Source organism: Streptomyces resistomycificus (genome assembly GCF_001514265.1).
GTDB classification, from domain to species: Bacteria; Actinomycetota; Actinomycetes; order Streptomycetales; family Streptomycetaceae; genus Streptomyces; species Streptomyces resistomycificus.
In genome coordinates this window covers 259,129-282,461 of record NZ_KQ948996.1, presented here as the reverse complement: position 1 = coordinate 282,461, position 23,333 = coordinate 259,129, and the positions used below count along the sequence as shown (strand labels likewise).

20 protein-coding genes are annotated in these 23,333 nt (G+C 67.3%); 9 read left to right on the top strand and 11 right to left on the bottom strand.

Annotation, left to right across the window (positions count from 1 at the left end):
* The first annotated feature begins 8 nt into the window (after positions 1-8).
* The 3 genes from AQJ84_RS27375 to AQJ84_RS27365 all read left to right on the top strand — a co-directional run bounded on the left by AQJ84_RS27375 (position 9) and on the right by AQJ84_RS27365 (position 6,134).
* Positions 9-1,025, top strand: coding sequence for a hypothetical protein (locus tag AQJ84_RS27375; protein WP_030040596.1), 1,017 nt, complete (start codon positions 9-11; stop codon positions 1,023-1,025).
* 170 nt (positions 1,026-1,195) lie between these two features.
* Positions 1,196-1,516: a hypothetical protein gene (locus tag AQJ84_RS27370; RefSeq protein WP_128092274.1), complete on the top strand. Its 321-nt coding sequence runs from the start codon at positions 1,196-1,198 to the stop codon at positions 1,514-1,516.
* Positions 1,517-1,946: 430 nt separating this feature from the next.
* On the top strand, positions 1,947-6,134 hold the full coding sequence (locus AQJ84_RS27365; RefSeq protein WP_198536349.1) for a golvesin C-terminal-like domain-containing protein: 4,188 nt from the start codon (positions 1,947-1,949) through the stop codon (positions 6,132-6,134).
* A gap of 98 nt (positions 6,135-6,232) precedes the next feature.
* On the opposite strand, the gene AQJ84_RS27360 is transcribed toward AQJ84_RS27365, so the two are convergent.
* The 3 genes from AQJ84_RS27360 to AQJ84_RS27350 all read right to left on the bottom strand — a co-directional run bounded on the left by AQJ84_RS27360 (position 6,233) and on the right by AQJ84_RS27350 (position 8,199).
* On the bottom strand, positions 6,233-6,895 hold the full coding sequence (locus AQJ84_RS27360) for an SMI1/KNR4 family protein (protein WP_225877250.1): 663 nt from the start codon (positions 6,893-6,895) through the stop codon (positions 6,233-6,235).
* 153 nt (positions 6,896-7,048) lie between these two features.
* A complete protein-coding gene (locus AQJ84_RS27355; RefSeq protein WP_078631903.1) occupies positions 7,049-7,393 on the bottom strand; it encodes an ANTAR domain-containing protein in 345 nt (114 codons plus the stop codon).
* Positions 7,394-7,749: 356 nt separating this feature from the next.
* Positions 7,750-8,199 (bottom strand): hypothetical protein, encoded by a 450-nt coding sequence (locus tag AQJ84_RS27350; RefSeq protein WP_030040601.1) that lies wholly within the window; start codon positions 8,197-8,199, stop codon positions 7,750-7,752.
* A 484-nt stretch (positions 8,200-8,683) separates the two neighbouring features.
* Between AQJ84_RS27350 and AQJ84_RS43190 the strand changes: the two genes are divergently transcribed.
* The 3 genes from AQJ84_RS43190 (at position 8,684) to AQJ84_RS41380 (ending at position 10,206) form a co-directional block, all read left to right on the top strand.
* Positions 8,684-9,070, top strand: a complete 387-nt coding sequence (locus tag AQJ84_RS43190) for a hypothetical protein (RefSeq protein WP_157874985.1) — start codon at positions 8,684-8,686, stop codon at positions 9,068-9,070.
* The gene (locus tag AQJ84_RS45165) at positions 8,973-9,233 is read left to right on the top strand and encodes a hypothetical protein (protein WP_374935417.1); all 261 of its coding nucleotides are present in this window, start codon (positions 8,973-8,975) and stop codon (positions 9,231-9,233) included. Before AQJ84_RS43190 ends, AQJ84_RS45165 begins: the two co-directional genes overlap by 98 nt.
* A 445-nt stretch (positions 9,234-9,678) precedes the next feature.
* Complete coding sequence (locus AQJ84_RS41380; protein ID WP_078631905.1) at positions 9,679-10,206, top strand: CGNR zinc finger domain-containing protein; 528 nt, start codon at positions 9,679-9,681, stop codon at positions 10,204-10,206.
* A 445-nt stretch (positions 10,207-10,651) separates the two neighbouring features.
* Here the strand turns inward: AQJ84_RS41380 and AQJ84_RS27330 are convergent, their stop codons facing one another.
* The 6 genes from AQJ84_RS27330 to AQJ84_RS45005 form a co-directional block, all read right to left on the bottom strand.
* The gene (locus AQJ84_RS27330) at positions 10,652-11,143 is read right to left on the bottom strand and encodes a hemerythrin domain-containing protein (RefSeq protein ID WP_030040604.1); all 492 of its coding nucleotides are present in this window, start codon (positions 11,141-11,143) and stop codon (positions 10,652-10,654) included.
* 1,544 nt (positions 11,144-12,687) lie between these two features.
* Positions 12,688-13,170, bottom strand: coding sequence for a hypothetical protein (locus tag AQJ84_RS27320; protein WP_225877251.1), 483 nt, complete (start codon positions 13,168-13,170; stop codon positions 12,688-12,690).
* Between the two features lie 240 nt (positions 13,171-13,410).
* Positions 13,411-14,448, bottom strand: a complete 1,038-nt coding sequence (locus tag AQJ84_RS27315; protein ID WP_030040607.1) for an SPFH domain-containing protein — start codon at positions 14,446-14,448, stop codon at positions 13,411-13,413.
* A gap of 4 nt (positions 14,449-14,452) precedes the next feature.
* The gene (locus AQJ84_RS27310; protein WP_030040609.1) at positions 14,453-14,884 is read right to left on the bottom strand and encodes an NfeD family protein; all 432 of its coding nucleotides are present in this window, start codon (positions 14,882-14,884) and stop codon (positions 14,453-14,455) included.
* A gap of 649 nt (positions 14,885-15,533) precedes the next feature.
* Positions 15,534-16,106 carry a DM13 domain-containing protein gene (locus AQJ84_RS27305; RefSeq protein WP_030040610.1) on the bottom strand — a complete coding sequence of 191 codons (573 nt, stop codon included), beginning with the start codon at positions 16,104-16,106 and terminating at the stop codon, positions 15,534-15,536.
* A gap of 1,111 nt (positions 16,107-17,217) precedes the next feature.
* On the bottom strand, positions 17,218-17,538 hold the full coding sequence (locus AQJ84_RS45005; protein ID WP_078631907.1) for a hypothetical protein: 321 nt from the start codon (positions 17,536-17,538) through the stop codon (positions 17,218-17,220).
* On the opposite strand from AQJ84_RS45005, the gene AQJ84_RS43785 reads away from it, so the two are divergent.
* Together AQJ84_RS43785 and AQJ84_RS27295 are read left to right on the top strand one after the other, a co-directional pair.
* Complete coding sequence (locus AQJ84_RS43785) at positions 17,461-18,288, top strand: DUF6215 domain-containing protein (RefSeq protein WP_310591783.1); 828 nt, start codon at positions 17,461-17,463, stop codon at positions 18,286-18,288. The two genes, AQJ84_RS45005 and AQJ84_RS43785, sit on opposite strands and share 78 nt — an antisense overlap.
* Positions 18,289-18,442: 154 nt before the next feature.
* A complete protein-coding gene (locus AQJ84_RS27295; RefSeq protein WP_030040612.1) occupies positions 18,443-19,063 on the top strand; it encodes an SMI1/KNR4 family protein in 621 nt (206 codons plus the stop codon).
* Between the two features lie 120 nt (positions 19,064-19,183).
* Here AQJ84_RS27295 and AQJ84_RS27290 read toward each other — a convergent pair whose 3' ends face one another.
* Positions 19,184-20,119: a LysR family transcriptional regulator gene (locus AQJ84_RS27290; RefSeq protein WP_030040613.1), complete on the bottom strand. Its 936-nt coding sequence runs from the start codon at positions 20,117-20,119 to the stop codon at positions 19,184-19,186.
* Positions 20,120-20,253: 134 nt separating this feature from the next.
* Between AQJ84_RS27290 and AQJ84_RS27285 the strand changes: the two genes are divergently transcribed.
* Positions 20,254-21,555, top strand: coding sequence for an MFS transporter (locus tag AQJ84_RS27285; RefSeq protein ID WP_030040614.1), 1,302 nt, complete (start codon positions 20,254-20,256; stop codon positions 21,553-21,555).
* A gap of 297 nt (positions 21,556-21,852) precedes the next feature.
* Here AQJ84_RS27285 and AQJ84_RS27280 read toward each other — a convergent pair whose 3' ends face one another.
* Complete coding sequence (locus tag AQJ84_RS27280; protein WP_053192120.1) at positions 21,853-22,800, bottom strand: serine protein kinase RIO; 948 nt, start codon at positions 22,798-22,800, stop codon at positions 21,853-21,855.
* Positions 22,801-23,333: the final 533 nt, after the last annotated feature.

Here is a 23,333-nt window from a genome sequence, read left to right as displayed (position 1 = left end):
GAACCGCCGTGAAGCACATCAAGCGGACAGCCGCCGCCGTAGCCTTGACCACTTCAGCACTACTGGTCAGTGCCTGCTCCTCCGGCACGAGTCCGGACATCACGAAGAACGCGGCCGACGGCAGACCGATCGTGAACAAGGAAAACTGGCCCAAGAGAGTTCCCACCAGTGGGCTGACCAAGGATCTGACCCTTCCACTGGAGGCGTACATGGCCTCCTACGAGGACCAGGTCACCGTCGAGCAGGCCGCCAACGATCTCCAGCAGTCCTGTATGAAGGACTACGGCATCGACCTGACGCTGCCGCGGGCGGGCGCCAACCCGCCTCCCAGTGACAACGACGCCAACATCGAACGCCGTTACGGCATTTCCGACCGGGCCGAGGCCGAGAAGTACGGCTACGAACTCCCTCCGGCACTGCAGGAGCACACCACGCAGACCATGCGTGATCTGTCCGGGGTCGAGGTCGAGGTCCTGACCGGCCACACCAAGCCCGAACCGCCCAAGGCCCCCACCGGAGTCAGGGCGGGAGAACCGGTCGCCGTCCCCGGCCAGGGCACCAAGCCCGCTCGAGCCGAGTACAACGGGAAGAAGTTGAAGACGGGCGGCTGCATCGGCTGGTCTAAGGACCAACTCGGCGTGAAGGAGGCCGACCCGACCTTCGTGGCGCAGCTCGCCGGGGACAGCCTGGTGCAGTCGATGAAGGACGACAAGGTCATCAAGGCCATCGCCGCGTGGTCTTCGTGCATGGACGGCAAGGGACACAAGGGACTTGCCGATCCCTACAAGGCGATGGATCAGGGTGTCAGCAACGACGGGAAGCCGTCGCGGGAGTCCATCTCTCTGGCGGTCGACGACATCGACTGCAAGAAGCAGACGGACCTGGTGAAGACGTGGTTCGGTGTGGAGTCCGCGATCCAGAACAAGCAGATCGCCGACAACAGGAGCCAGCTGACCGGCATCAAGGAGCAGCACGGCAGGGAAATCGCCGCGGCGCGCAGGCAGATGGCGGTATCCGCCCAGTGAAGGCTGTCGGAGTAGTGCCCGGATCGTGGATGGTTCGGGCACTGTGGCTGATCGCGGCGTGTGTGCTGTCCACCGCGTGCACGGACGGCGCCGTTGACAGGCCCCACGCGTCGCAGCGGCCGGTGACTCCGAGCGCTGAGCAGAGCAGTCCGGAGGTGCGTCCATCGCCTGTGGCTTCGGTGCACTCCGAAGGCCGTACGCGTGTTCTGGAGTACGGAGACCTGACCGTTCGTGCCACACCGGAAAGCAGCGGTGTGCGGACCGAGATCGAGGTAGCCAATACCTACGAGCGGGATGCGACGTACTCGGTCCAGATCAGCATCGCTGACGGTGAGGGCTGGACCGCGTACAACCGGTTCTGGCTGCAGGATGTCCCTCCGGGCAAAACCGGACGGGATGACGCGCTGATCGGATCCAAAGAAATGGGTCCGGTTCCGCAGGTGCCGAAGATTTACGTCGATGATTTCACTCCCCTCGTCGACCGAGAATAGAAACGAAGACCAGTGACGGACCGCCGGCCGCCGGGACACCGGCACTAACGACATCCATGTGCAGGCGCGCGTGACATAGCCCTGGACAGAGTCTCCTGGTGTACATCAACCCACGGAGAACGAGACCGGTTTGGATGCGGCACGCTCCAGCCGTATCCCGGATCCCCTGCCTCCAGCGCACCATTGACGCCCGTATCGCCCGTGTCCAGAAGAGAGATGAGGAAGACAGTTGATATCCGGCTGCAGAAGACACGCGGTGACGGTCCTCGCCGTCACCGCGGCCCTCACAGGGCTCATACGGATTCAGCCCGCATCCGCCCAACCCGCCCCCAAGCCAGAGTCCACGCCTTCCCACAGCGCTGCCGGGCGAGGTGTGAAGAGCCCTGACAAGACCCTCGGCCACGGGTGGAGGACGGCGACCGACCGGGCCGTGACCGCCGCCGCCGACAGTGACGGCCTCCATCTCCTGGTCGCCGACAGCAAGAACGCCTACGCCTGGAGGACCGCCGCAGTCCTGAGCGAGCCCCAGCTGCCGGCCGACACCTGGATCGGCAACCAGTGCGTCATGGACGACCACCACGCGGCCGTCGTCTACGCTCCGCGCACATTCACCAACAAGCCCGACCTGATGCAGGGCGGCGCCTTCACGGCGATCGTGAACCTCGATGACGGCAGCGTCACCAAACTGCCCTTCACCTCCTCCCTGGCCTACTTCGACCCGACGTGCAACCCGGCCACGCATACCGCCGTCTTCACCGCCCTCCGCGACACCAAGACGCGCCTGGTCACGGTGAACACGAAGGGCGCCACCGTCGCGGACACCACCGCGAAGGGCGAGATCACCTCTGCCGTGCCCACCAAGGACGGTGCGATAGCCGCCGCCGGCAACCGGCTCGTCCACGTCGACCGCAAGGGCAGGACGACCGAGCTCGCGGCCGCGAAGCACGCCCCCTACGGCATCCGTGTGGCCGGTGACGGCACGGTCAGCTACCTGGACCGGACCGGCGACACCCGGGCGAACGTCAAAACGTACGCGCACGGCAAGACGGCCACGGTCGCCGGCGGCAGGCTCACGGCGATGAACCTCCGCCAGGCAGCCGGCGGCGCCGTCTTCCTCACCGGCCACGCCACCCCAGCCAAGGGGTTCAAGGCCAGCGGCATCACCGCGCTGAACGTCTCACCGGACGCGGATCTCTCCAGTCACGGTCGCCTGGCCGTCAATCCGGTCGTCTCCCCTGCCGTCAAGGCGGGACTGGACCACATCAAGAACTCGGGCAAGAACTTCACCACGCCCAAGACCAAAGAACCCGCGCCCGAGCAGGAAAACGGCACCGTCAGTCACGTCCTGACCATCACCGGCACGGTGGCGGCCACCGGCAGGAACACCAGTCAGACGGCTCCGGAACCCACCACGACAGCGGGCGGCACCCCGTCGCCATCGCTGACCGGCTCGACCAAGCCGCAGCTCACGACGATGAGCATGATGACCACGGCTGCGGACAGCCCCAGCATCGAGCACAACCCCATCGACACGGACCGTTGGTGTTCCGTGCCCCGCAACGACGTGGAGACCCAGGCTCTCCAGCCGACCCCCAACCAGGTCGAATGGGCCGTGGACATGGCCATCCGCGGCAATCTGCGTTCGGGCTATCTCACTCAGGGCGGCTGGCGCTCGCAGACCGGGATCAGCACCATCGACCCGCAGGGCATGTTCCCCGCCCCGACCTTGAACACCGGCGGACGCATCCCCGCTCAGGTCGAACTGGGCATCCTCGCCCAGGAATCCAACCTGTGGCAGGCCGAATCCGGCGCCATCCCCGGCCAGATGGGCAGCCCCCTCGCAGCCGTAGACGGCTTCTACGGCCATCAGACCGGCGGATCCCTCTCTGACTACTGGACCATCCACTGGGACGAGTCCGACTGCGGATACGGAGTCGGCCAGGTCACCGACGGCATGCGGATGGCCGGTCACGAGAAGGATCATGAGACCGCGCGGGATCCCAACGAGCAGCGGGCCATCGCCATCGACTACGCCACCAACATCGCCGCCTCGCTGTACATCCTCGCCGACAAGTGGAACGAGGTGCACGGGTCCGGGCAGACGGTCGCTGTCAACAACGACGATCCCGCCAAACCCGAGAACTGGTTCACCGCCGTGTGGAACTACAACCTCGGCTTCAACAAGAAGGCGGACGAGTCAACCAACGGCAACTGGGGCCTGGGCTGGTTCAACAACCCGGCGAACCCCGTCTACCCGCCGTCCCGGCTCGCCTTCATGGACACCGACCTCGACCACGACGCCAACCAGGACGCGGCCCACCCGCAGAACTGGCCCTACGAGGAGAAGGTGATGGGCTGGTCCGCCTGGTCCATCGACACCGGGCACTCCTACGCGACCTCCGGCCGCCAGGACTGGCCGGGCGACCCCGGCTTCTCCTCCGCCGGCTTCTACCCCGCCTGGTGGAACACCACGGCCGAGCGCTCCGCGATCAAGCCGCCGCTGGACACGTTCTGCAACACGGCCAACAACTGCGACGTGTCCAGCCCCCCGGACTGCCCGGACGCCGGCTGCTACACCCAGTACTGGTGGAACGCCTCCAACGCCACCTGGAAGAACGACTGCTCCTCCACCTGCGGCAACGAACACATCAAGTACGTGAGCCTCATCAGCGAGCCCGGTCGCGGCTACCGCCTCCAGTACGGCACCCCCGTGTGTTCCGGAGCGCCTGCGGGTTCCCTCGTCGTCGACGACGTGCCGACCGGCACCGAGACCTGGAGCAACTGCGGAACGACAACCACGGACGGTTCGTTCCAGTTCACCTTCTACCCCGACCCGAACGCCACGGGTCCGGGGCTGGGGCCGTACGACGCGAAGGCCGATCTGCACCAGATCGGGGGTGGCTACGAGGGGCACTTCTGGTACGCCCACACACGCGACTACGCGCATCTGGGCGGTACCAGCGGGCGTATGACGGCCCTGGGAACCTGGAAGCTGAACGGCCCGGTCAGCGAGAAGCAGGCCGAGGTGTTCGTCCACGTCCCCGACACCGGAGCACAGACCCACGAAGCCATCTACAAGATCAACACGGCGTGGGGGGAAGCCCAGGTCCGTCTCGACCAGGACGCCAACGAGTCCGACAAGTGGGTCTCCCTGGGCGCGTACCGGTTCAACGACAACACCCCGCAGGTCACCCTCTCGAACTCCTACGGCACCGCATCCGGCGACGACGACATCGCCTGGGACGCTGTTGCCTTCGTGCCCGGCGACTACGGCATCAGCAACGACCGTCCCGTGGACCTGACCCTGCCCGACCCGAACGAGAACAGCCCCGATCCCGACCTGCTCGACCAGCCGGTCAGCACCGAGGCGACCGGAGCCCTGAACGAGGAGGCCTCCAACCCGGCACAGGACGGCAGCGTCGTGCCCTACGTCAGCAGCCATGGTGTGGCCCCCTGGTGCGACGACGGCAAGATCGTCGCTCGTGCCACCCGCACCATCGAGTGCGAGACTCGTGTCGTTCCCTACTACCTGCGGGTGGACGGCCAGGTGAAGGCCACCGCCTGGTTCCAGTTCCAGCGCACCATCGAACTGACCGGCACCAACTCCTTCACCGAACACCTCAGCGTGGCCGGTGAGGATATCCCGCCGGATTTCGCCATGATCCAGCTCGCGATCAACGAGCACCTGTGCGCATCACCGTGCCGGCCCGTCGAGGCAAGTATGAGCGCATGGCAGGGAACTCCCACGTGGACAGCCGGTGACACCCACGAGGCGTCCATCACCTCGTCGTACACCTGGGACACCTCCACCAGCGGACAGACCTACTTCTTCCACCCGGATGTCAAGATCGACGGTGACGAGTACCCGTCGGACGACAGCATCCAGTACCAGTCCACCGGCTACCAGTGGAGCGCGAGCACATCTCGGGCGACCGACCTCGACACGGTCCGCTGCGACACCGTCGTCACCGTAGGCGGAGGCTGCGTCTTCTCCAACTACGCCCCCACCTACACCTTCAACGGGGCCAAGTATCCCCAGGCCGCCGCGCATGCCTGGCTGATCCAGACCTTCTCGCCCAAGCACCCCGGGTCCAAGGTGACAGGCCAGCCCCTCTACTACCTGAGCGACACCAGCCAGAGGGACAGGAACCGGGGCCGCATGTGCCCGACCGGGTGGGCAGCCGACAACGGCGACCTCAGTGCCCTGGACGGGTCCAGCGATTCGATCCTCAACTGCGACGAGTTCGCCTTCGGCGCCAGCTACAACAGCGGCGGCATGAGCACCAGCGAAGGAGGTCTCAACCCGGCCATCCCCGACGACAGCACCACCGGAGTACCGAACGGGCGGGCCTGCATCCAGACCTACGCCACCGAGGTCAACGGCACGATGCACCTGTACAACCTCAACGGAACGGTTCCCACCTGGACCGAGGTCTGCGGGCGCTCCGCCATCTCCGACACGGACAACCAGCAGTCCATGTCGCCCTTCGGCGGATTCATCACCAAGATGCGCCTGATGGGCAAGGACGCCTACTGGCTCGACACCGCCACCTCCGGGGACTGCGGAACGCCCAGCGTCTCGACGTCCGTCAAGTGCACCCTGAGGGCAACCAGCTGACACCCGGAACCTGACACAGCGCACCCGCCTGAGCCCGCCCCCCAGGGGCGGGCTCAGGCGCCTTCCGGCAGCCGGATCCACGCCTCAGCCGCAAGCAGTCACTCCTCGCCCCACCTGAGCGACCCCTTCTCCACCCGTGCGGGCCACCCGCCCCAGCTGCCGCTCTCCAGGGCATCCGCGAACGAATCCAGTAGCGCCGCCAGCGACGGGGAAGCCGCCACCGGAACAGAGCCCTCGCCATACTCCAGCGCAGGGAAGCCGGACGTCCCAGAAGCATCCACGGCGTATCCGTAGTACTGCCCCTCAAAGTCCTGGATGACAGGGACCCAGGAAGCCCTCCAGTAGCCGTCGAGGCCGTTCTCTTCCTCAGTCCGCCGCCATTTGGCGTACTCCGTGGCGATCTCTGTGCATCCCAGGAGAATCTTTCCGTAGGGGAAGATCGCCGCATCCAGGTGACGGACAGGCACCACCCGCCCGTTGGGAAGGCTCCGGGTGGTGTCCTTCGCTGTGCTGCCGTTGTTCATCCGCAGCAACGCCTCAAGCACGTCGGGCACCTCGAAGCCCAACGCCGCACGCAGACCCTCGACGTCCTCATCCGTCGCCGGCCCGCACAGGGCCTGGGCACTGGCCGGCGCGTTCACCGTAAGCCAGTGCACTATCCGCCCCCACGCCGACTGCACTTCCTCTGTCTCGGACACTCCGGCTACACCGCCTCTGTATTCATCAGAGCTACCCACCAACACCGCACGCACCATCGGCATCCCGCCCAGCGTGCTGCGCCAGAGGCTCAAGGCCTCGCGGCGGCGCCCCTGCGCGTGGCCTGACTATAGATGCGCACTGAGACGGCGGTTTGAACGGGCTGGTCGAGGCGAACCTGCGCGCAGCCCGGCAGGTCCTGAACGCCTGACCACCCCCTACCCGGGCTGGTCCGGGGCTTCCGCTCGGTGCGGGCGCCGCTGCACCGCCGCATCCAGCTCCCGGCCCACCGGCCCCGGCAGCGGCTGCCCCAGCGCCCAGGCGATCACGGCTTCGGCGACCGTGTGCAGCTTGATGTTGGTGTGCTGGGAGACCTCGCGCAGTAATTCAAACCCTGCGGCCGGCGGTAGCCGGTGGGCCGCGACGAGGACACCAATGGCCTGGTCGACCGTCGCGTGAGAGTCGACCGCCTGCCGCAACTGAGCGTTCTCCTGCTCAAGACGGGCCACCGCGGCGTCACGCATGCCGCCGTCGTGGGGCCGCTGTTCGCGGGAGGTCGTCATGACAGGTCTCCATGCAGGGGGCGAGGATCTCCCTACGCCTGCCCCGGACGGGAACAGCAAGACATCCTCAGCGCGGCGCGAAGATCACATGAAGTACGGGAGGGCTCTTCGCCGCCCATGGACAGCGAAGAGCCCGAGAGGCTGTCTCCCCAACCCCTCCCCTACCGAGTCGCCCTCACTAACAGGCTCACACCTCCTCCGTACGATCCACGGCCACGGCAGCACTCTCAACACTCTCAACGCGTCAATGAGGCGAATGTCTGCCGCACAGCGCCGTCGCTGTCCGGCAGGACGCAGGACGCCGTGTCAGACCTTCCGGATGCGCCGTAGGCGTCGCCCGTCGGACCCGGTGTGGACTATGGGCATATCCAGCAGTACAAGCCGTGGCCCTGGCCGACGGCTCGCTCCGCGAGGGCAGCCAACTGCTGGAGAAAGTCGGCGAGATGGTCCTCGTCCGGTGGTGTCGAGAATCGACCGGAGCTGGCCCAGCTTCGTGCGACATCGTTCAGGAACTCCCGGTCGACGCTCGCGAGTTCGTCACGGAAGGCATCGGTGAGCGACACACTGACAACGTCACCTTCGCCCACCGTGGCTACCAGGTGGCCGTGCCGGGGGTCGGCCTTGATGACGCTCGCGGGTCGGCCTGTCAGGACGAATTCGACCGTCAACAGGTCGACGATCGGATCCACGCCCTTCACCACGAACTGGTCGTACCCGGTCCCGCTGGGTTCGCCGTCCGTACGAACGACCGCTCGCCCGGCATCCTGATCATCCGCAGCGGCGTAATAACCGAAAAGAACTCCCATGCGCCCGATCATGACACTCTCTGGTGAGAATCGGACCACGTCGCGCAAGTCCAGTGACCAGGCCCGACGTTCGTGCCACGGAGGTCGATCCAGCACCCGTCCTTGGCGGCACCGCGGTTCCTACCCGGACAGCCCTCTTGTGTTCCACCGCAATCCGATGAGGGGCGCGGAATTTTCCGGTCTCCTGTCAGGGAGCGAGGTAGCGTCCAGGTCATGACGGACCTGGTTTCGGTACCCCTTGACCTCCCGTGGCTCGGTGTGGGCTGCGGCGACGGAGACGGTGGACTGCCGTTGCGTTGCCGTCATCGCTGACCCGTCTGCGCTCGTGCGGTCGTGGGACCTGGCCGCCGGCCGCCCTCTGGCGAGTCTCGCTGGTGGGGCGTGGGCAGCGGCGACGAGCGCGGTGAACGGTCGGTCCGTGGTCCTTGTCGGCAGGCAGAGCGTTCCTCGGCTGCTGATGTGGGACCCGGTCACGGGAGAGGCTGTGGGCGACCTCGTGAGCGACCCGTCGGCGGGGCGCATCGGCGCCGTGGTGGCGGTGGCGACGGCCGTGGTTGACGGCTCCCCCAAGGCCGTCACCCTGCACGACGATAGTAGCGTCAGAGCATGGTGTCTGGCTGAGCAGCAGTATGAGGGCCTGGTCGCACCCCTCACCCATGGCAACCAGCAGCGGGTGTCGCTGACCGCCGCCGTCGTGGGCGGCCGGCTGGTCGCCATCACCGGCGGCTGGGAGGGCCAGGTTCAGAGGTGGGACGTGGCCGCGCTGCACGCAAGTGACGAAGTGTGCGCCACTGACCGGCCGCACCGGTCCGGTGTGGGCCCTCGCCACGGCCGTCGTCGGCAGCCGTCCCCTCCTCGTCACCGGCGGTGACGACCGGACGGTACGGGTGTGGGACATGGCCGACCACCGTCAGGTGGGCTCGGATCTGGTGTTCCCCACGGAGGTAACCGCCGTGACCATGGCGTCCGACGGACGGCTGGTAGTGGGGTTCGGCGGCGACATAGCGGTTTTGGCACCGCACCCACGTGCCTGAGCATGCCTGGAGCGCCGCCGCGGCAACTGCGGTCCCCCCGGGGCGGCCCCAGCGAGACGCCGACCGGCGCCGTGCGCAGCTCCCGTGAGACCGGTCTGGTGCAGCACGGGCGGCCCTCTGCGCCCGTCGCAGATGTAATGGTTGAATGTATTTGACCCATGACCACACTCTGGCGGACATGGCACGAATTTCAGACGTGCGGCGTGGATCGTGGTGGTGCCCCTCCTGTGGCCTCTCCTCCGAGCCCTGCCGCCCGGTATCCGAACACTTCACGTCCGAGGGAATGGTGCGGTACCTGTGGTGCACCACCAGTGGATGGTTCATCACCCGGTCCGACTTTCAGCTGATCCAGGTAAGTGAACAGAGCAGGGAAAACCCGTCCGCTGCGCGTGGGGCTTCGTAACGCCCAAAAAGGTCACGTGCTTCGTAACACCAAGAAGGTCACGTGCAGCAAAACCATTACGGCCGCCTGGGGGCGGTACTGTCCGCCGATTTGATCAATCTCCCCGAGTTGAGCGCGGCGAGCATTCAAGCTCTGCTCGAGGCACACGAGATCCGTCGCCCGGAGGTCGAGGATGCCGATGTGGAAGGTTTCGGGCGCTGGCGGGATCACCTGGCGTGGGTGTTCGACGCGAGGGATTCGGCTGAGCGGTGCTCCGCCGTCAACGATTTGCTGGTGGAGGCAACCATCCGTCCGTGGGTGACCACCCATGACGGTCTCCAGCCTCATCTTCACTTCGTACCGGACTCGGCTGACGTGCTCTCCCGAGTCAAGGCCGTCACCGCCGGCGGCCTCGCCTTCGTCCTGTGCTGGGAAGGGGGCGAACGGCTGGGGCGATGCATGCGCTCCGCGTGCTCCCGAGCGTATGTGGACACCTCCAGGAACGGACGGCGACGCTACTGCACAGCACGCTGCGGAAACACTGAAGCGGTGATGCGGCATCGTTCCCGACACTCACGCCCCAAGCCCTGACTCGGCTGGCCGGTTGTCCCTCTCGGGCACGGCAGCCTGTCGCACCCTTGGCGCCCGCGTGCTGTGGACGTCGCAGACGGGGTTTCCTGTCACCCGCCGACCTCGTGTGGGTTCCACGACGTGGTGAACCTTCGCTCCCGCCCGGCAGCGTGTCGGTTATCTCGGCCGCGCGGGAGCCGGGTCCCTGACGGGTGGCCGCGGCGTGCGACCTGCTGGACATGTCGATGCCACGGACAGCATGGGTTGCATCGGAGCCGGGTGGAGGTCCTGTCCGGGCACGACGACCACCCACCGGCCCGCGCCCTGTCAGACACACTGCGCGGGCACCGCTGGAGGCCCGCTCCAAGCATCGCGCAGGGCTTTCGCCGAGCTGTGGGCGGTCGTTGCGCCTGCTTTCTCCTACACCAGCACGTCGCCGGGATCCCGGGTGCGGATACGCGTTCGGTCAGGAGCGGACGATACGGCGTACGTTGTCCACAGCGCCGCAGCCTGCCTTCAGCTGACGCTCCCGTTCCTCGAGGAACGCCCCGCCCAGCTCCTCCCGGCGCTCCATGGCGACGTTCTCGCGCGCTCCGTTGAGGATGGTGCGCTCCTCCTCGTCGGCGTGGTGGGTGACGGCTTCTACGAGCTCTTCCAGCTTCGTGTCCCACTCCTCAGAGCCGACCTCGTCGACCTCCAAGAGTTCGAGGAGTGCCTTGTTGCCCTCCTCATGCTCCTCCTCGCCGTGCTCAACCTCTTCGTCCTCGATCTTCTTGTAGCGTTTGAGGGCGGGGTACACCTTCGACTCTTCCGCCAGCGCGTGCGCAATCAGCAGATCGGCGAACTCCCGCAGGGCGGCTGCCCGGTCAGCTTCGACGCTGCGCATCAGACGAAAGAGATCTTCCATTCTCCGGTGATCCTGGAGAATGAGTTCAACGACGTCTCGTGTCTCGGCCATGAGAACAGGCATCACTTTCGTACGAGGGAACCTTGCCGGAACCTATTGCCCCGCCCGCGTCGGCGTACTCACGCAAAGTGGCTCTGTCAAGATTTTCGTAGCCGGAGAGCACCGTGGCGCGGCGGGCGGCCGGTCCACGTAGCCGCGGCGTGGGTGGGCCATCAGCATGACGCGGTGGCACGCCGTGGGGATGCCGGCGCGTCCTGCCATGATGCGTTTGGAGTCCGAGGTCGGCGATGCGGCCTTCGTTGGCCTCGGCGTTGCGGGGTGGAAGCGTCGCGGACTGTCTCGGCGGCGGCGGCCTGGGCGTGGGCAGGGAGGCCGCAGACCACCGTCACGAGCGTCCTTCACCGGCCGTGGAGCGGATCCGGGTGCCGTCAGCCCAGGCTCGGAGGTGTCCACTGCCGGCATGCGGCGTAGGTGCGGCCAGTCGCGGGAGGGGCCGGCCGGAGAGCGTGTTCCGCGCTCGCACGTCCGTGACGGCTCGGCGTGCGGCTGAGTAGGGGGCCGACCTGCGCGGTCGCGCACGGCACGGTGCTGGGACATCGCCGGCTGCCATCGCCTACGTAACACAAGCGGCGACACCGTGCACAACATGCGCACTACGCCATTCGGCTCCATCCTGAAAAGCGGCACCATCGGCTGCACAGGCCGACCATCCCTCGGGAGGTCCTGTGATTCTGCTCGCTCTCCTTGTGCCCGCCCTGATGATGGCGTTTCTCTTCGGCATGGACGCTCTGGAGAATCTCCTCTTCCCCCGCCCCGCAGCGGCAGATGACGTGGGGACTCCCACCGACGACATACAAGCACGCTTGTCCTGACAGGAACGCGCGACGGAGCAGCACTGACGCGGCACCTGCGGGCCCGAGGGCATCGGGGTGACCGAGGGCAATCAGCCGACAGGGCCACCCGAGCGGACCGGCGGTGCAACGCCGCACGACTCGGCACGGTCTTCGAGGGGGTGTGCTTTACCTCAGGAGGACGTTCGTGGCGATCGGTACGATCCGCGAGTCGACGTCGGAGAGCGCAAGCTCCATTGCCCGGAACCCGACCTGCCGGAAAGGGACGGTCACGGAGGTCAGCTCCGGGATGAGGTTCACCGCTGGGCCGATGTCGTCACGGCCGAACACATTTGTACGCCCCCGCAGGCCCACGCGCCCCCTGGCATCCATGGTGATGCAGGCCGGCGTCACCGCCCTGGTGGAGAAGCCGACGACGCTGAGCCGCTCCGCTCCGGAGTGAGCCGAACCCGCTCACTCCGCAAGCCCCTGCGGTGTGCGCTCCCCGCCCACAAGGGAGTGCACACCCTCCTCGCCACCCCGGGGGCTGCGATCGCAATAGACGCGGGGGAAGTGTCTGCGAACGACCAACGACGGAAGGCCGGAGAAATACGAGCGGTTGATGACACCACACCGCCGGTGCTGCTGCTGGCCGACGTCAATGGCTCGGCGAAGTCGAGGCACTCCAGGTGACAGGGACACTCGATGTCGGCACGAGTGACAAGCGATCCGTGGCCCAACATGGAATCTCCAGACCTGCACCGGCTAGGAAGATCTGAACCCGACATCCGCCCGGCGCAACTCCCCGGCCGCAAAGACGACATACGCGGCTCCAGCAAGGATCAGGCCTGGGATCGCAAGCATGCTGCGCTGATCGCTCTCGAGGACGGCCAGGTACCGGCTGTGCGAGACCTCAATCGTGCCGCGCGCGTGGGGAGTCGTGTCGAAGACGAAGTATCGTCCGTCCTTGACCTCTGCCGCCTGCAGGTTTCCCGCGTCGACCGAGCTGAGAAGCATCAGCACGACGCCTGAGACGACCAGCGCCCCGAGCACTGCCTGCAGGTTGCCGGGCAGGCACCGAAAGGCGAGCCACACCGAGTGCCGGTCCGGTCCACTCAGGAACATGCGCACCAGGGCAGCTATAGAGATCGGGAAGAGAAGCACCACGATCACCACCATCGGCCACTTCGAGCCCACCAGCGGCAAGGTACCCGGCAACCACGTGAGCGCGGCGAGCAACAGCAGCACGGCGCTCAGCCCGGCCGCGGTCCCCCCGTGCAATTTGAAACTGCACCCCATATCCCCAGAGCCTGCCACACGCGCTGCTCCGCCTCATTGCCGTAACTCGGCAGAGCTGCCTGCTCCCCGATGCCGGGTTTCGCTTCGGGCCGGCAGACAAGGTCCGAAGGCGAGCGGCGCAGGGTCGAGGAGCAGCGATTGCCAGATGGTCGGACGCTCGGAGACTTCCACGCCGTCGGCCGCCCGCCCTCAGCGAGGCGGGTGAGACGGGAGGGCATCGGGGTCGGCGCGCTCGGCCTTGGCTGCGTCGGCGAGGGCTGCGGCAGCGGCTTCCTCGGCCTGAGCCGTGTCGTCGGCGGCCTGGGCGGCCATGTCGTCCGGGGGTTTCTCGCGGGTGGCCGGCGACTGGGGCAGTACCTCGGTGAAGGCGCGGGACACACCCTGGAGTGCGGAGGTGATCTCGCTGGGGATCACCCAGAAATTGTTGCCCGAGCCTTGCGCGAGTTGTGGCAGCGTCTGGAGGTATTGGTAGGCGAGCAGCTTGGGGTCGGGATCGTTGCGATGTACGGCCTGGAACACCTCGTCGATGGCCCGGGACTGGCCCTCGGCCTGGAGAATCGCAGCGGTACGGTTACCCTCCGCACGCAGAACCGCGGCCTGCTTGTCACCTTCGGCAGTGAGGATCTGCGACTGGCGTTGCCCTTCAGCCCCGAGAATCGCGGCCCGTTTGTCCCGCTCGGCTCGCATCTGCTTCTGCATCGCGTCCTTGATGGACTGCGGGGGGTCGATGGCCTTGATCTCCACCCGGTTGACCCGTAGCCCCCACTTGCCGGTGGCCTCGTCCAGCACACCACGGAGCTGGCTGTTGATGGTGTCCCGGGAGGTGAGCGTCTTTTCCAGGTCCATCGATCCCACGACGTTGCGCAAGGTGGTGACGGTGAGCTGTTCAACCGCCTGAAGGAAATTCGCGATCTCGTAGAAAGCTGCTCGTGGGTCGGTGACCTGGAAGTACAGAACGGTGTCGATCTCGACGACCAGGTTGTCCTCGGTGATGACGGGCTGCGGTTTGAAGGACACGACCTGCTCCCGCAGATCAATCACCGGATGAACGCGGTCGATGTAAGGGATCACGAGGCTGAGGCCGGGATTCAGGGTCCGGTGGTAACGGCCGAGCCGCTCGACATTACGTGCACGCGCCTGGGGCACGATACGGACCGCCCGCACCACGGTGAAAACCGCGATAAGCGCGACAATCAAGCCGGCAATGAGGAACGGCGAGGCTTCCATAGTTTCAGTCCCGTGGGTAGACGATCGCTGTGGCGCCGCTGATCTCCATGACATCGACGGTCTTTCCAGGAGGAATCACCAGCGTTTCGTCGTAGGCGCGTGCCGTCCACTCCTCACCCCCGATGCGGACCCTGCCGCCCAGGCCCGTCACCTCCGAGACGACATACGCACCCCTGCCGACCAGTGCGTCTACGCCGAATCTCTCTGTCTGGGGCCGGAGAACGTGGCGCAGCGCAATGGGCCGCACAAATAGCACGGTGACGGTGGCTACGACGGTGAACACCAAGAACTGCAGCGGCAATGGCAGCCCGACCGCGGCGGATCCCGCCGTGACCAACGCGGCCGCACTCAGCATTCCGAGCGCGGCAGTAAGGGTGAAGATCTCCGCCGCAGCCAACACGGCTGCGATGATCAACCAAATCAGCCATGGATCCATTGCGTGCCTCTTCTGACCGGTACGGGTGCGGAAGGGCCTGACTCCCACCATTGCACCCCGACACGGGACGGCCGCGATACCCCTGGGTAAGGAAAGCCTGCCGACCGATCGGAGGTGTACCAGCGCAATGTGCACGCCGAGCAAGCCGCTTCGTATCTTTGCGGCAATTTTACCCATTTGGCAAGATCCGCGAACTCCTCAGCACCGGCCGGCTGGGTCCGAAGATCAGCCACCCGCTGCCGAGCAGCCTGCCCTGGCCACGTATCCGCGTCAGCAGTTCCTTATCCGAGTCGAGGCGGTCGGTGGCCTCGATCAAGGCGCCCATCGCGTCGAGAGTGACAGCCGAGCGGCTTCAGACGGCGGATGACGATCCGGCGGCAACTCGAAACGGACTCCCGCAGCACCACGACGAGATCACCACACGGGGAGCCCGCCTCGTTGCCGTCTCCCCCGCAAGTCCCCGACGCGTCCCTCTCCCCGACAGAGAAGCACCAGCTCTCCTTCAGCGTCCTCAGCGACATCGGCTCCGACAACGCCAAGCAGTACGACCTCGCCCCCGACCTCCCCGACGCCCGCCACCTTTGTCATCGACGGGGACGGCGTCCTCCGCTGAGCCTTCGCGGACCCGTGCTACATGACTGCCCCACTGTCAGACCCGGGCGAGTTCGGCGGCGCCGAACGACACGTCGAATCGGTCGCACCAGATGCTCACGCTGCCGAAGCCCGACGGATTCACCTCAGCGGGCAGGGCGTAGTTCTGACTTCCCTTGTTGCCCTTCAGCTTGCCGAGGCTGACGTACTTCCCGTCGTCGAACACATGCCACCCGGCCCTCCCCTGCTTCACCGGCGCATCGGTCAGCCAGACGCGCAGGTCCGGTCCGTTGCTGGTGTTCAGGTTCTCCAGCCGCACGACATGGGAGCCGTCCCCCAACCGTACGAGTTTCACCGTGCCCGAGGTCGCGTGCTCGTGGCTGATCAGCTCGCCGCTCGCCAGCGTCTGCGGACCGGTGGCCGGGGAGGGCGGCGCGGAGGGTTCGTCCGAGGGTGCCGCGCCAGGAGGAGCGGAGCTCTCCACGACCCCGGGCAGCGCCTCTTGGACGGTCTCGTCCTGCCACAGCTTCCACGGCTGGAACCAGTACAGCCCCAACCCGACTCCGCCGACTGCCACCACCAGCACCACGATGACCAACGGCCCGGTCAACACCTTTCGCACGCGCCCCATCCCCGCTCGCTTCCTGAACTTTTCCGTCTGCTCTCCATTCAACGGAGACTGGCGGCCATCCCGCACCCCGCAGGTGATGACGGAATCCTTACGTCGCACCGTCAGCCACGGGGACGAGATACGAGCGGACAGCCCGGCTCGGTCGCGTTGGCTGGGCCCCTGCCGACGCCGACACACGGCCTAGGGTGGCCGCGCCGTGATCATTTCACTGCTGTCGCGCAGGACCGCGGAGCTTCACCCAGCCTCCCTGCCGCCCGCGAGTCGACGACGCCACCAAAGATCAGAGCACCACTGGCGGCGGTCGGCAGACGGATCAGGAAGAGTGCGCTTGAGGTACACAGTGTCCAGAGAGACCACTTGGCGTTCCAGCTCGGACCGGGCTCGGACAGGCAACTGCTCCAGGACCAGCTCAAGCACGTCGCGTGCATGCCTCACGTCGTCGAAGGAACAACCGCGGCACGAGCATTCCGCATCCTGCGGATAGAGGGGCCGGCGTCCAGGCGGCTTCAGGAACGTTTGGTAACGCCGCAGCGCACGGTCCGTGGCACCGGGATAGACGTAGTAGTCGGCCGATAGCCTCTCTACTCGATGTACCGCGAGGCTGGTGCGGGCAGAGAGCCCGTGGATCCGATCCGGCAGTGGGTCCTCCCAGGCGCGAGGACCATGCTGTTCGACGCGCAGAGCGCCAGGCCGTCTACGCGGCATCGGCCTTTCGGTATGCAGTCATGAACCTCATCATGCCAGCGCCCGCGCCCCCGCAGCCAGGAGTGACGGGGCAACCCTCAGCCGGTGAACCGAGGTCATGGACAGAGTCTGGGGCTGTCCGTCGTCCACAACTGACGGCGCCGTCGGGCCCGTTGGAGGAACGCGAAACCGATCAGCGCGGGCAGGACGAGGAGGACGCCGAAGGCGAGGACCTGGCCGCAACGCCTCAACCCACTGCCGTCCCGATAGCGATCTCTGGATCGTCAGCTTGGCGTCTCTTGCCCCGGCAGGCCTCCGCGTGCCCGGAACTGTGGCTTCCACCACGGCGAATGTGGTCTTGTCCTGGTGAGATCACTGGATGCTCGGTTTCCTCCTCCGTCTCCTGCCGTTCTGGGTCCGCGAGCCCCTACTCATCGCGGTCGGGTCCGTTCTCGGCGTACGCATCATGTATCTCGCCGTCCGCGATCACGACCGGGTCGCGGCCGGTCTCGGCGTGGTGTTCCTCGTGTTCACCGCGGTACGCGTCTACGCGGTGGTCCGGGCCCTGCGCGCACGCCGGAACCCGCTTCCGGCAACCTCCGCGGACGGGGCGACGGTCGATGCTGCCGCCCAGACCCAGGTACAGGCCCAGGTTCAAGCTCAGGCCCCGATTCAAACCCAGGCCCAGGTTCAGGCTCAGGCCCCGATTCAAGCCCAGGCCCAGGCCCAGGCCCAGGCCCCGGTTCACGCTCAGGCCGGAACCGGGCCGCGTCCCGGCCCGGGCACTCCGGAGAAGGAGCCCAACGCATGGGGCCAGGCCGCCGCGGCCCTGGCCCTGTTCGGGGCACTCGGGGTAGCGCTGTGGGTGGCCCCCCGCGTGATGCCGTCCGAAGACACCACCCCGCAGCCCGTCTCGTGTTCGGAGGGGGCACACGAGGAACTGCCGAAGGCCTACAAGCAGACACCCCAACCTGTGACCGGTGAAGAGCTGTGCAAAGCGCTCAACCGGCCAGACCTGGCCAAGCTCCTGGGAACACCCGGAGAGACCGCGACCACTGCTTCCGGCACAAGCGACACCGCTCCTCTGACTGATGGGAAGGTCGCCCAACCGGAGGCCCAGGTCGCGTTCGACACGTACACGGTGAACGTCTCGGCCACGTACAACGAGCTGTCGACGGACCAGTACGTGAACCTGATGAAGTTCGGGAACGAGAAGGACGTCAAGACGCTTACGCTGCTCGGTCGGCCAGCGGTCCTCTCCTCCGATCACACCATGAAGATCGAGATCAATCTCGGGAGTGTCGGATCAAGCGGACCGGTCGAACAAGGTCCCCTCGCCAGGACACTGTCCGTGGCCCTGGACCGAAACGACCGGGGCGGCTACTGCGACATCACTGTGTGGAGCACGTCCGGAGCCGTAGCCCTCCCGGACGACAGCGTTCTCCTCGACATCGCTGAGAGGGTTCTTCCGAGGATTCCCGAAGGGCCTGTCCGATGAGACGCCGAGAACACCCAACATGCGGTGAACTGCGACCGAGTAACCGGGCTGCCGGGCTGCCGGGCTGCCGAAGTGGGACGGTTCTCCGGACATCCCGAGATGTCTCGTTCGGGCAGGCCAGTAGAGTGGCGGGGACGAGAGAAGAGATCCTCCGATGGACTCCCGCATATCGCGCATACGCTCCAAGCTGGCGAAGGTCCCGTACCAGGGGCAGCGCAGCCACTCGATGGGCGCCCGCCGTCACGCGTTTCGCGTTGGCCCGCGCATCAGTTCCGCGCAGGCGGACGCCTTCGAGGGCGAAAACCACATCGAATTGCCGGCGGCCTACCGAAAGTTCCTAGTCGAACTGGGAGGTAGCGGAGCCGGCCCCTTCTACGGTCTGCTTCCGCTGGAGGAGTGCAGGCTGTACACCATGGACCGGCAGCCGCCGGACGGCACCCCGCGGGGATTCCATCACGTGGACCACCCGGACGCGCTGCAAGGAGATCTATTCCTCCACATCATCGAGATGGGCTGCACCGACCTGTGCCTCATCGGCGTGACTGGCCCCCTTACCGGCCGCATGCTCACCGGTAACGCGGACGGCTTCTGGCCCCCGAACGTCTCTTCGTCCCCGGACTTCCTCTCCTGGTACGAACGCTGGCTGGACCACATGCGGGACGGCAAGGACAACGTCGCTCTGGGGCTCACCTCCCCGGCTACCGTCGCAAGCACCCCCTGGGGCCCCCGGGCCAGAGCCCGGAAAGCTCCGTGGTCGCACACCACAGAGTGTTGAGGTCCGACGACGGGCCTGACCCGGGTGGCGGCGGGAAAGAGCCGGAGCCGGCCGATGGCCACGCATGCCCCGAGCCACCGTCCGTCGGCCCGACCACGATGATCGCAGGCACGGCGGTGTTCAGCGCTCAAGCACCCAGCCCGGTGCCCAGGTCCCGTCGGCGTCGTGGCCGGCCCCTGTGGCGGCGAGGTGGGCGCGGAGGGTGGCCAGCGCAGGGTGGGGGTTGTCGCGGCGCCAGAGGAGCGAGTGCGGGTAGACGGGCGCCGGGTCGGTCACCGGGATACGGCGCAGGCCGTGGCCGGCGGGCCAGACGAGGCGGGTCTGCTCGCCCATGAAGGTGGCCAGGGCCGGGGTGTCGGCGATGGTGTCCAGAAGCGCGTCGGAGCCGAAGTTGGGGCCGGTCGCCTCGATGGTGAGGCCGAACTCGGCGACGAGGTCGTCGTAGTAGGCGGCCCACTCGGTACCGGGGACGATGCCGGGCATCCAGATCCGGTGCCCGGCGAGCTGAGCGACGGTCACCGACCGGGCGCCGGCCAGCGCGTGGGCGGGGCCGGTGAGGAGCTGGAGCGGCTCGTCGAGCACCCGGACCGACTCGATGTCCTCGGGAAGGGGCCGGCCGGGCGCGGCGACGGCGCGGAAGGACGCGTCGATCTCACCGGACCGGATGGCTGCGACGGCCTTCTCGATGTCGAACAGCCACACCACGTCGAGCTCGATCTCGGGGTACGCGCGGTGGAAGCCGCGCATCAGGCCCGACACCGCGCCGCGCGAGGCGATCACGTCGACGCGCAGGGGACGGCGGCCGGGACGCACGGACGCGACCGCGCGCTCGGCGACGCGCAGCATTTCGCGCGCGTGGGACAGGAACGCCTGCCCGTCGATGGTCAGCTCGGCGCCACGCGCGGTGCGAGTGAACAGCCGCACGCCGAGGCTGCGCTCCAGCGCGGCGATTCGCTTGGAGACAGCCTGCTGGGTGACCGCCAGCTCGGCGGCGGCTTCCTGGAACTGCCCCGCGTCGGCGGCGACGACGAAGGTCCGGACGGTATCGAGGTCCACGCCGACACCCTACGGGTACAACCCTTGGTTGTGGCCGGATGGTCCTACGGTTGTTTGATCCCTGCTGCAGTGCTCGCTTTGATGCTTCCGATCGCGGATCGGTTGTGCGGGTGAGTGGCGAGGGAGCGTCGGATTTGAGGAGCGGGCACCGGCTGGGACATCTGCTCGGACATCGGCTGGGGCGGCGATTCGGGTGGCTGTGGGGAGCGTACGGGACCAGTGCGCTCGGCACGTGGCTCGCCTTCGGCGCATTCCCGCTGATCGCCATCCAGGTGCTGCACGCCGGACCGGCCGAGGTCGCCGCGCTCTCGTCCGTGGGGGCTGCGGTGGGGGCCGCCGTGGCGGTGCCGCTCGGCCCGTGGGTGGAGTTCCGCCGCAAGCGGCAGGTACTGATCGCGACGGACCTGGTGCGTTTCGCGGCGCTGCTGACGATCCCCACCGCGTTCACGCTCGGCGCGCTCAGCTTCCTTCAGCTCCTGCTGGTTTCCGTCGTCGTCGCGGCGGCCGACATCACCTTCCGCGCCGCCTCCGGCGCGTACCTCAAGACGCTGCTGCCGGCCGAGGACCTGCTCGTCGCCAACGCCCGGTTGGAGTCCACGGCTTGGACGACCACGATCATCGGACCGCCACTGGGCGGCGTGGCGATCGGGCTCCTCGGTCCGGTGGCCACGGTGGTGGCTGATGCGGTCAGCTACCTGCTCTCGGCCCTGGGCATCCGCATGATAGGCGGGCACGAGCAGCGGCCCGAGCGCCCGATAGGCGGGCACGAGCAGCGGCCCGAGCACCGGGAAGCCTCGCGCGTGCGGGCCGGAGACCTCCTTCACGGCTGGCGGTACGTCCTCGCGGACGCGGCACTGCGTCCGCTGTTCTTCAACACCGTCTTCTTCAACGGCCTGGTGATGGCCGCCCAACCGCTGCTGGCGGTCCTGATGCTCGGCCAACTCGGGTTCACACCGTGGCAGTACGGCCTCGCCTTCGCCGCGCCCTCGATCGGCGGACTGCTCGGTTCGCGGCTGGCCCGACCGCTCGTCACCCGGTTCGGACAGCACCGGGTCCTGGTCGTGACCGGGGCGCTGCGCGCGATCTGGCCCGTCGGCCTGGCCTTCCTGGGCCCGGGGACCGGCGGACTGTTCCTGGTGATGGGCGTCGAGTTCGGGCTCATCTTCTGTTGCGGGGTCTTCAACCCCGTCTCCGCCACCTATCGCCTCGAGCGCACCGCGAGCGACCGGGTCACCCGCACGCTGACCGCATGGTCGGTGACGACCAAGACCACGACCGCTCTCCTGACGGCCGTCTGGGGCGTGTTGGGCAGCCTGCTCGGCCCGCGTACGGCCGTCGGCCTGGCCGGCGTCCTCCTGCTGGCGACCCCGCTGCTGCTCCCCCGCCGCGCGGCAGCGCTTCCCTCCGAGCCGGAGCCGACACCGAACCGCGCCTGACGGGCCGCCATGGTTGTGGCCGCGATCGGGCAGGGCGTACTGCCCATGTTCGAAGCGGCTCACCCTCCGCGTACGGCCCCGAGAAGAGCGTGAGGGCTATTCAGGAAGGTGAGCCGCGGGCCCAGGGAGTAGGCCGTAGTCACAGTTCATGGCGTCCCGGGAGAGCCCGCATCTCAGGCGAAGCCAGGACGGCATTCACCCACGGGCCGGGACAGCCACCAGGGCCGATCATGAACCGTGCGCGCACGTCGGCCCTGACGCTGTATCACACCTGACGGACCCTACTGACCGACCGGTTCAGAAGGCGTGCGCCATCAGCTCGGCGAACAGCGCGTGCTCGTCGACCTCGAGGCCCCGCGAGCGGAACCAGCCACAGACGTTGGCGCAGTCGCGCTGGAGGAAGGTCATCCCGTTGAGGTTGCCTACCAGGTCGACGATCTGTGGCAGGTCGATGATGACCAGCCGCTCGCCCGCCGCCAGGATGTTGTACGCCGAGAGGTCGCCGTGCACGACGCCGTTCTGCACCATCGTCGCGAGTGCATCGGTGAGCTGCTCGAAGTACGCCGCCAGCAGCTCGGGTGAGGGTCGAGTCTGGGCTAGCCGGGGCGCGGTCTCGACGGCCCCGTCCTCGCCGACGACGCTGATCCACTCCATCAGGATCTCGGTGCCGTCGATCTGGACCGGGTAGGGAACCGGCAGCCCGAGGTTCCAGAACCGCACCAGTGCACCCCACTCGGACACCGCCCACTCACCGGCCGCGACCTGCCGGCCGAAGGTGCTCTTCCGCTTGAGGGCCCGCTCGTCACGTGAGCGCTTCATCGAGCGGCCCTCCGTGTAGGACGCGGAACGGTGGAAGGTCCGGTGCTCGGGAGAACGGTACCGCTTGGCCGCCATGACCACGCCGGCGGCGGGGTCGAGCGGGTCTGCGCGCTCGACGAGGTGGACGTCCGCCTCCTTGCCGGTCTTGAGGACGCCGAGTTCGGTGTCGATCGCGCCCTGCGAGGTCACCACCCAGTCCGGGAGCGGCTGGGGGCCTCGGCAGAGGGGTTCGACGCTGAGCCAGGTCGACCAGCGCTGGCCGTCCTCGAGGTCGTCGTAGGAACGGAAGTCGAAGACGAACCGGTCGTCGATGTCGCCCAGGTCGTCCAACGGCGGGACGTAGCGGGAGGGGGCGGTGGTGAAGTCGTCAGGAAAAGCCGGGTGCTGAGGGTGTCGAGGGTGCTGCGAGAGATCGTCGTGAGACATCGCTGGAGGTGCTCCATGAGGTGAGAGAAAGGCGGTCTGCGGGCAGGCCGAGGACAGTCGTCGTCACGGTCGTGCCTCCTCTCGTGGAGCACCGGGCAGCTCCCGGTGTGTGGGCCCATGGTGAAGGGCGGGCACGGGGAGCGGCAACCGAATTAGGTCGTGTGAGGAGCCGTCACACCGGCCCCTGTGGGTGGGGGTCACTCTGGGCAGGGTCGTAAGCGATGGTCGCGTACGTCATCACCCCCGGGATCGACGGTTCGGATGAGAGGCACTGGCAGAGTCCGTGGGAGAACCAGTGGGGGCCTCAACGGTCCGGACTGCACCGGCGCTTGGAGCCCGCCGGACCTGGTCGACCGCTACAGCCACCTCGCCTCTGCAACCACCTCGTCCCTGCAACCACCCCCGGCGCCGCAGCTGCCCGAGGAGCAGGCGCCGGCAGCCCGACTCCGAGGGGCGTAACCAACGTCTGGGGCTCCTAGACCTAGGCCCTGTCTCTTTGGAGCTCTGACGCCTTGGAAGATGGCCGATTACTC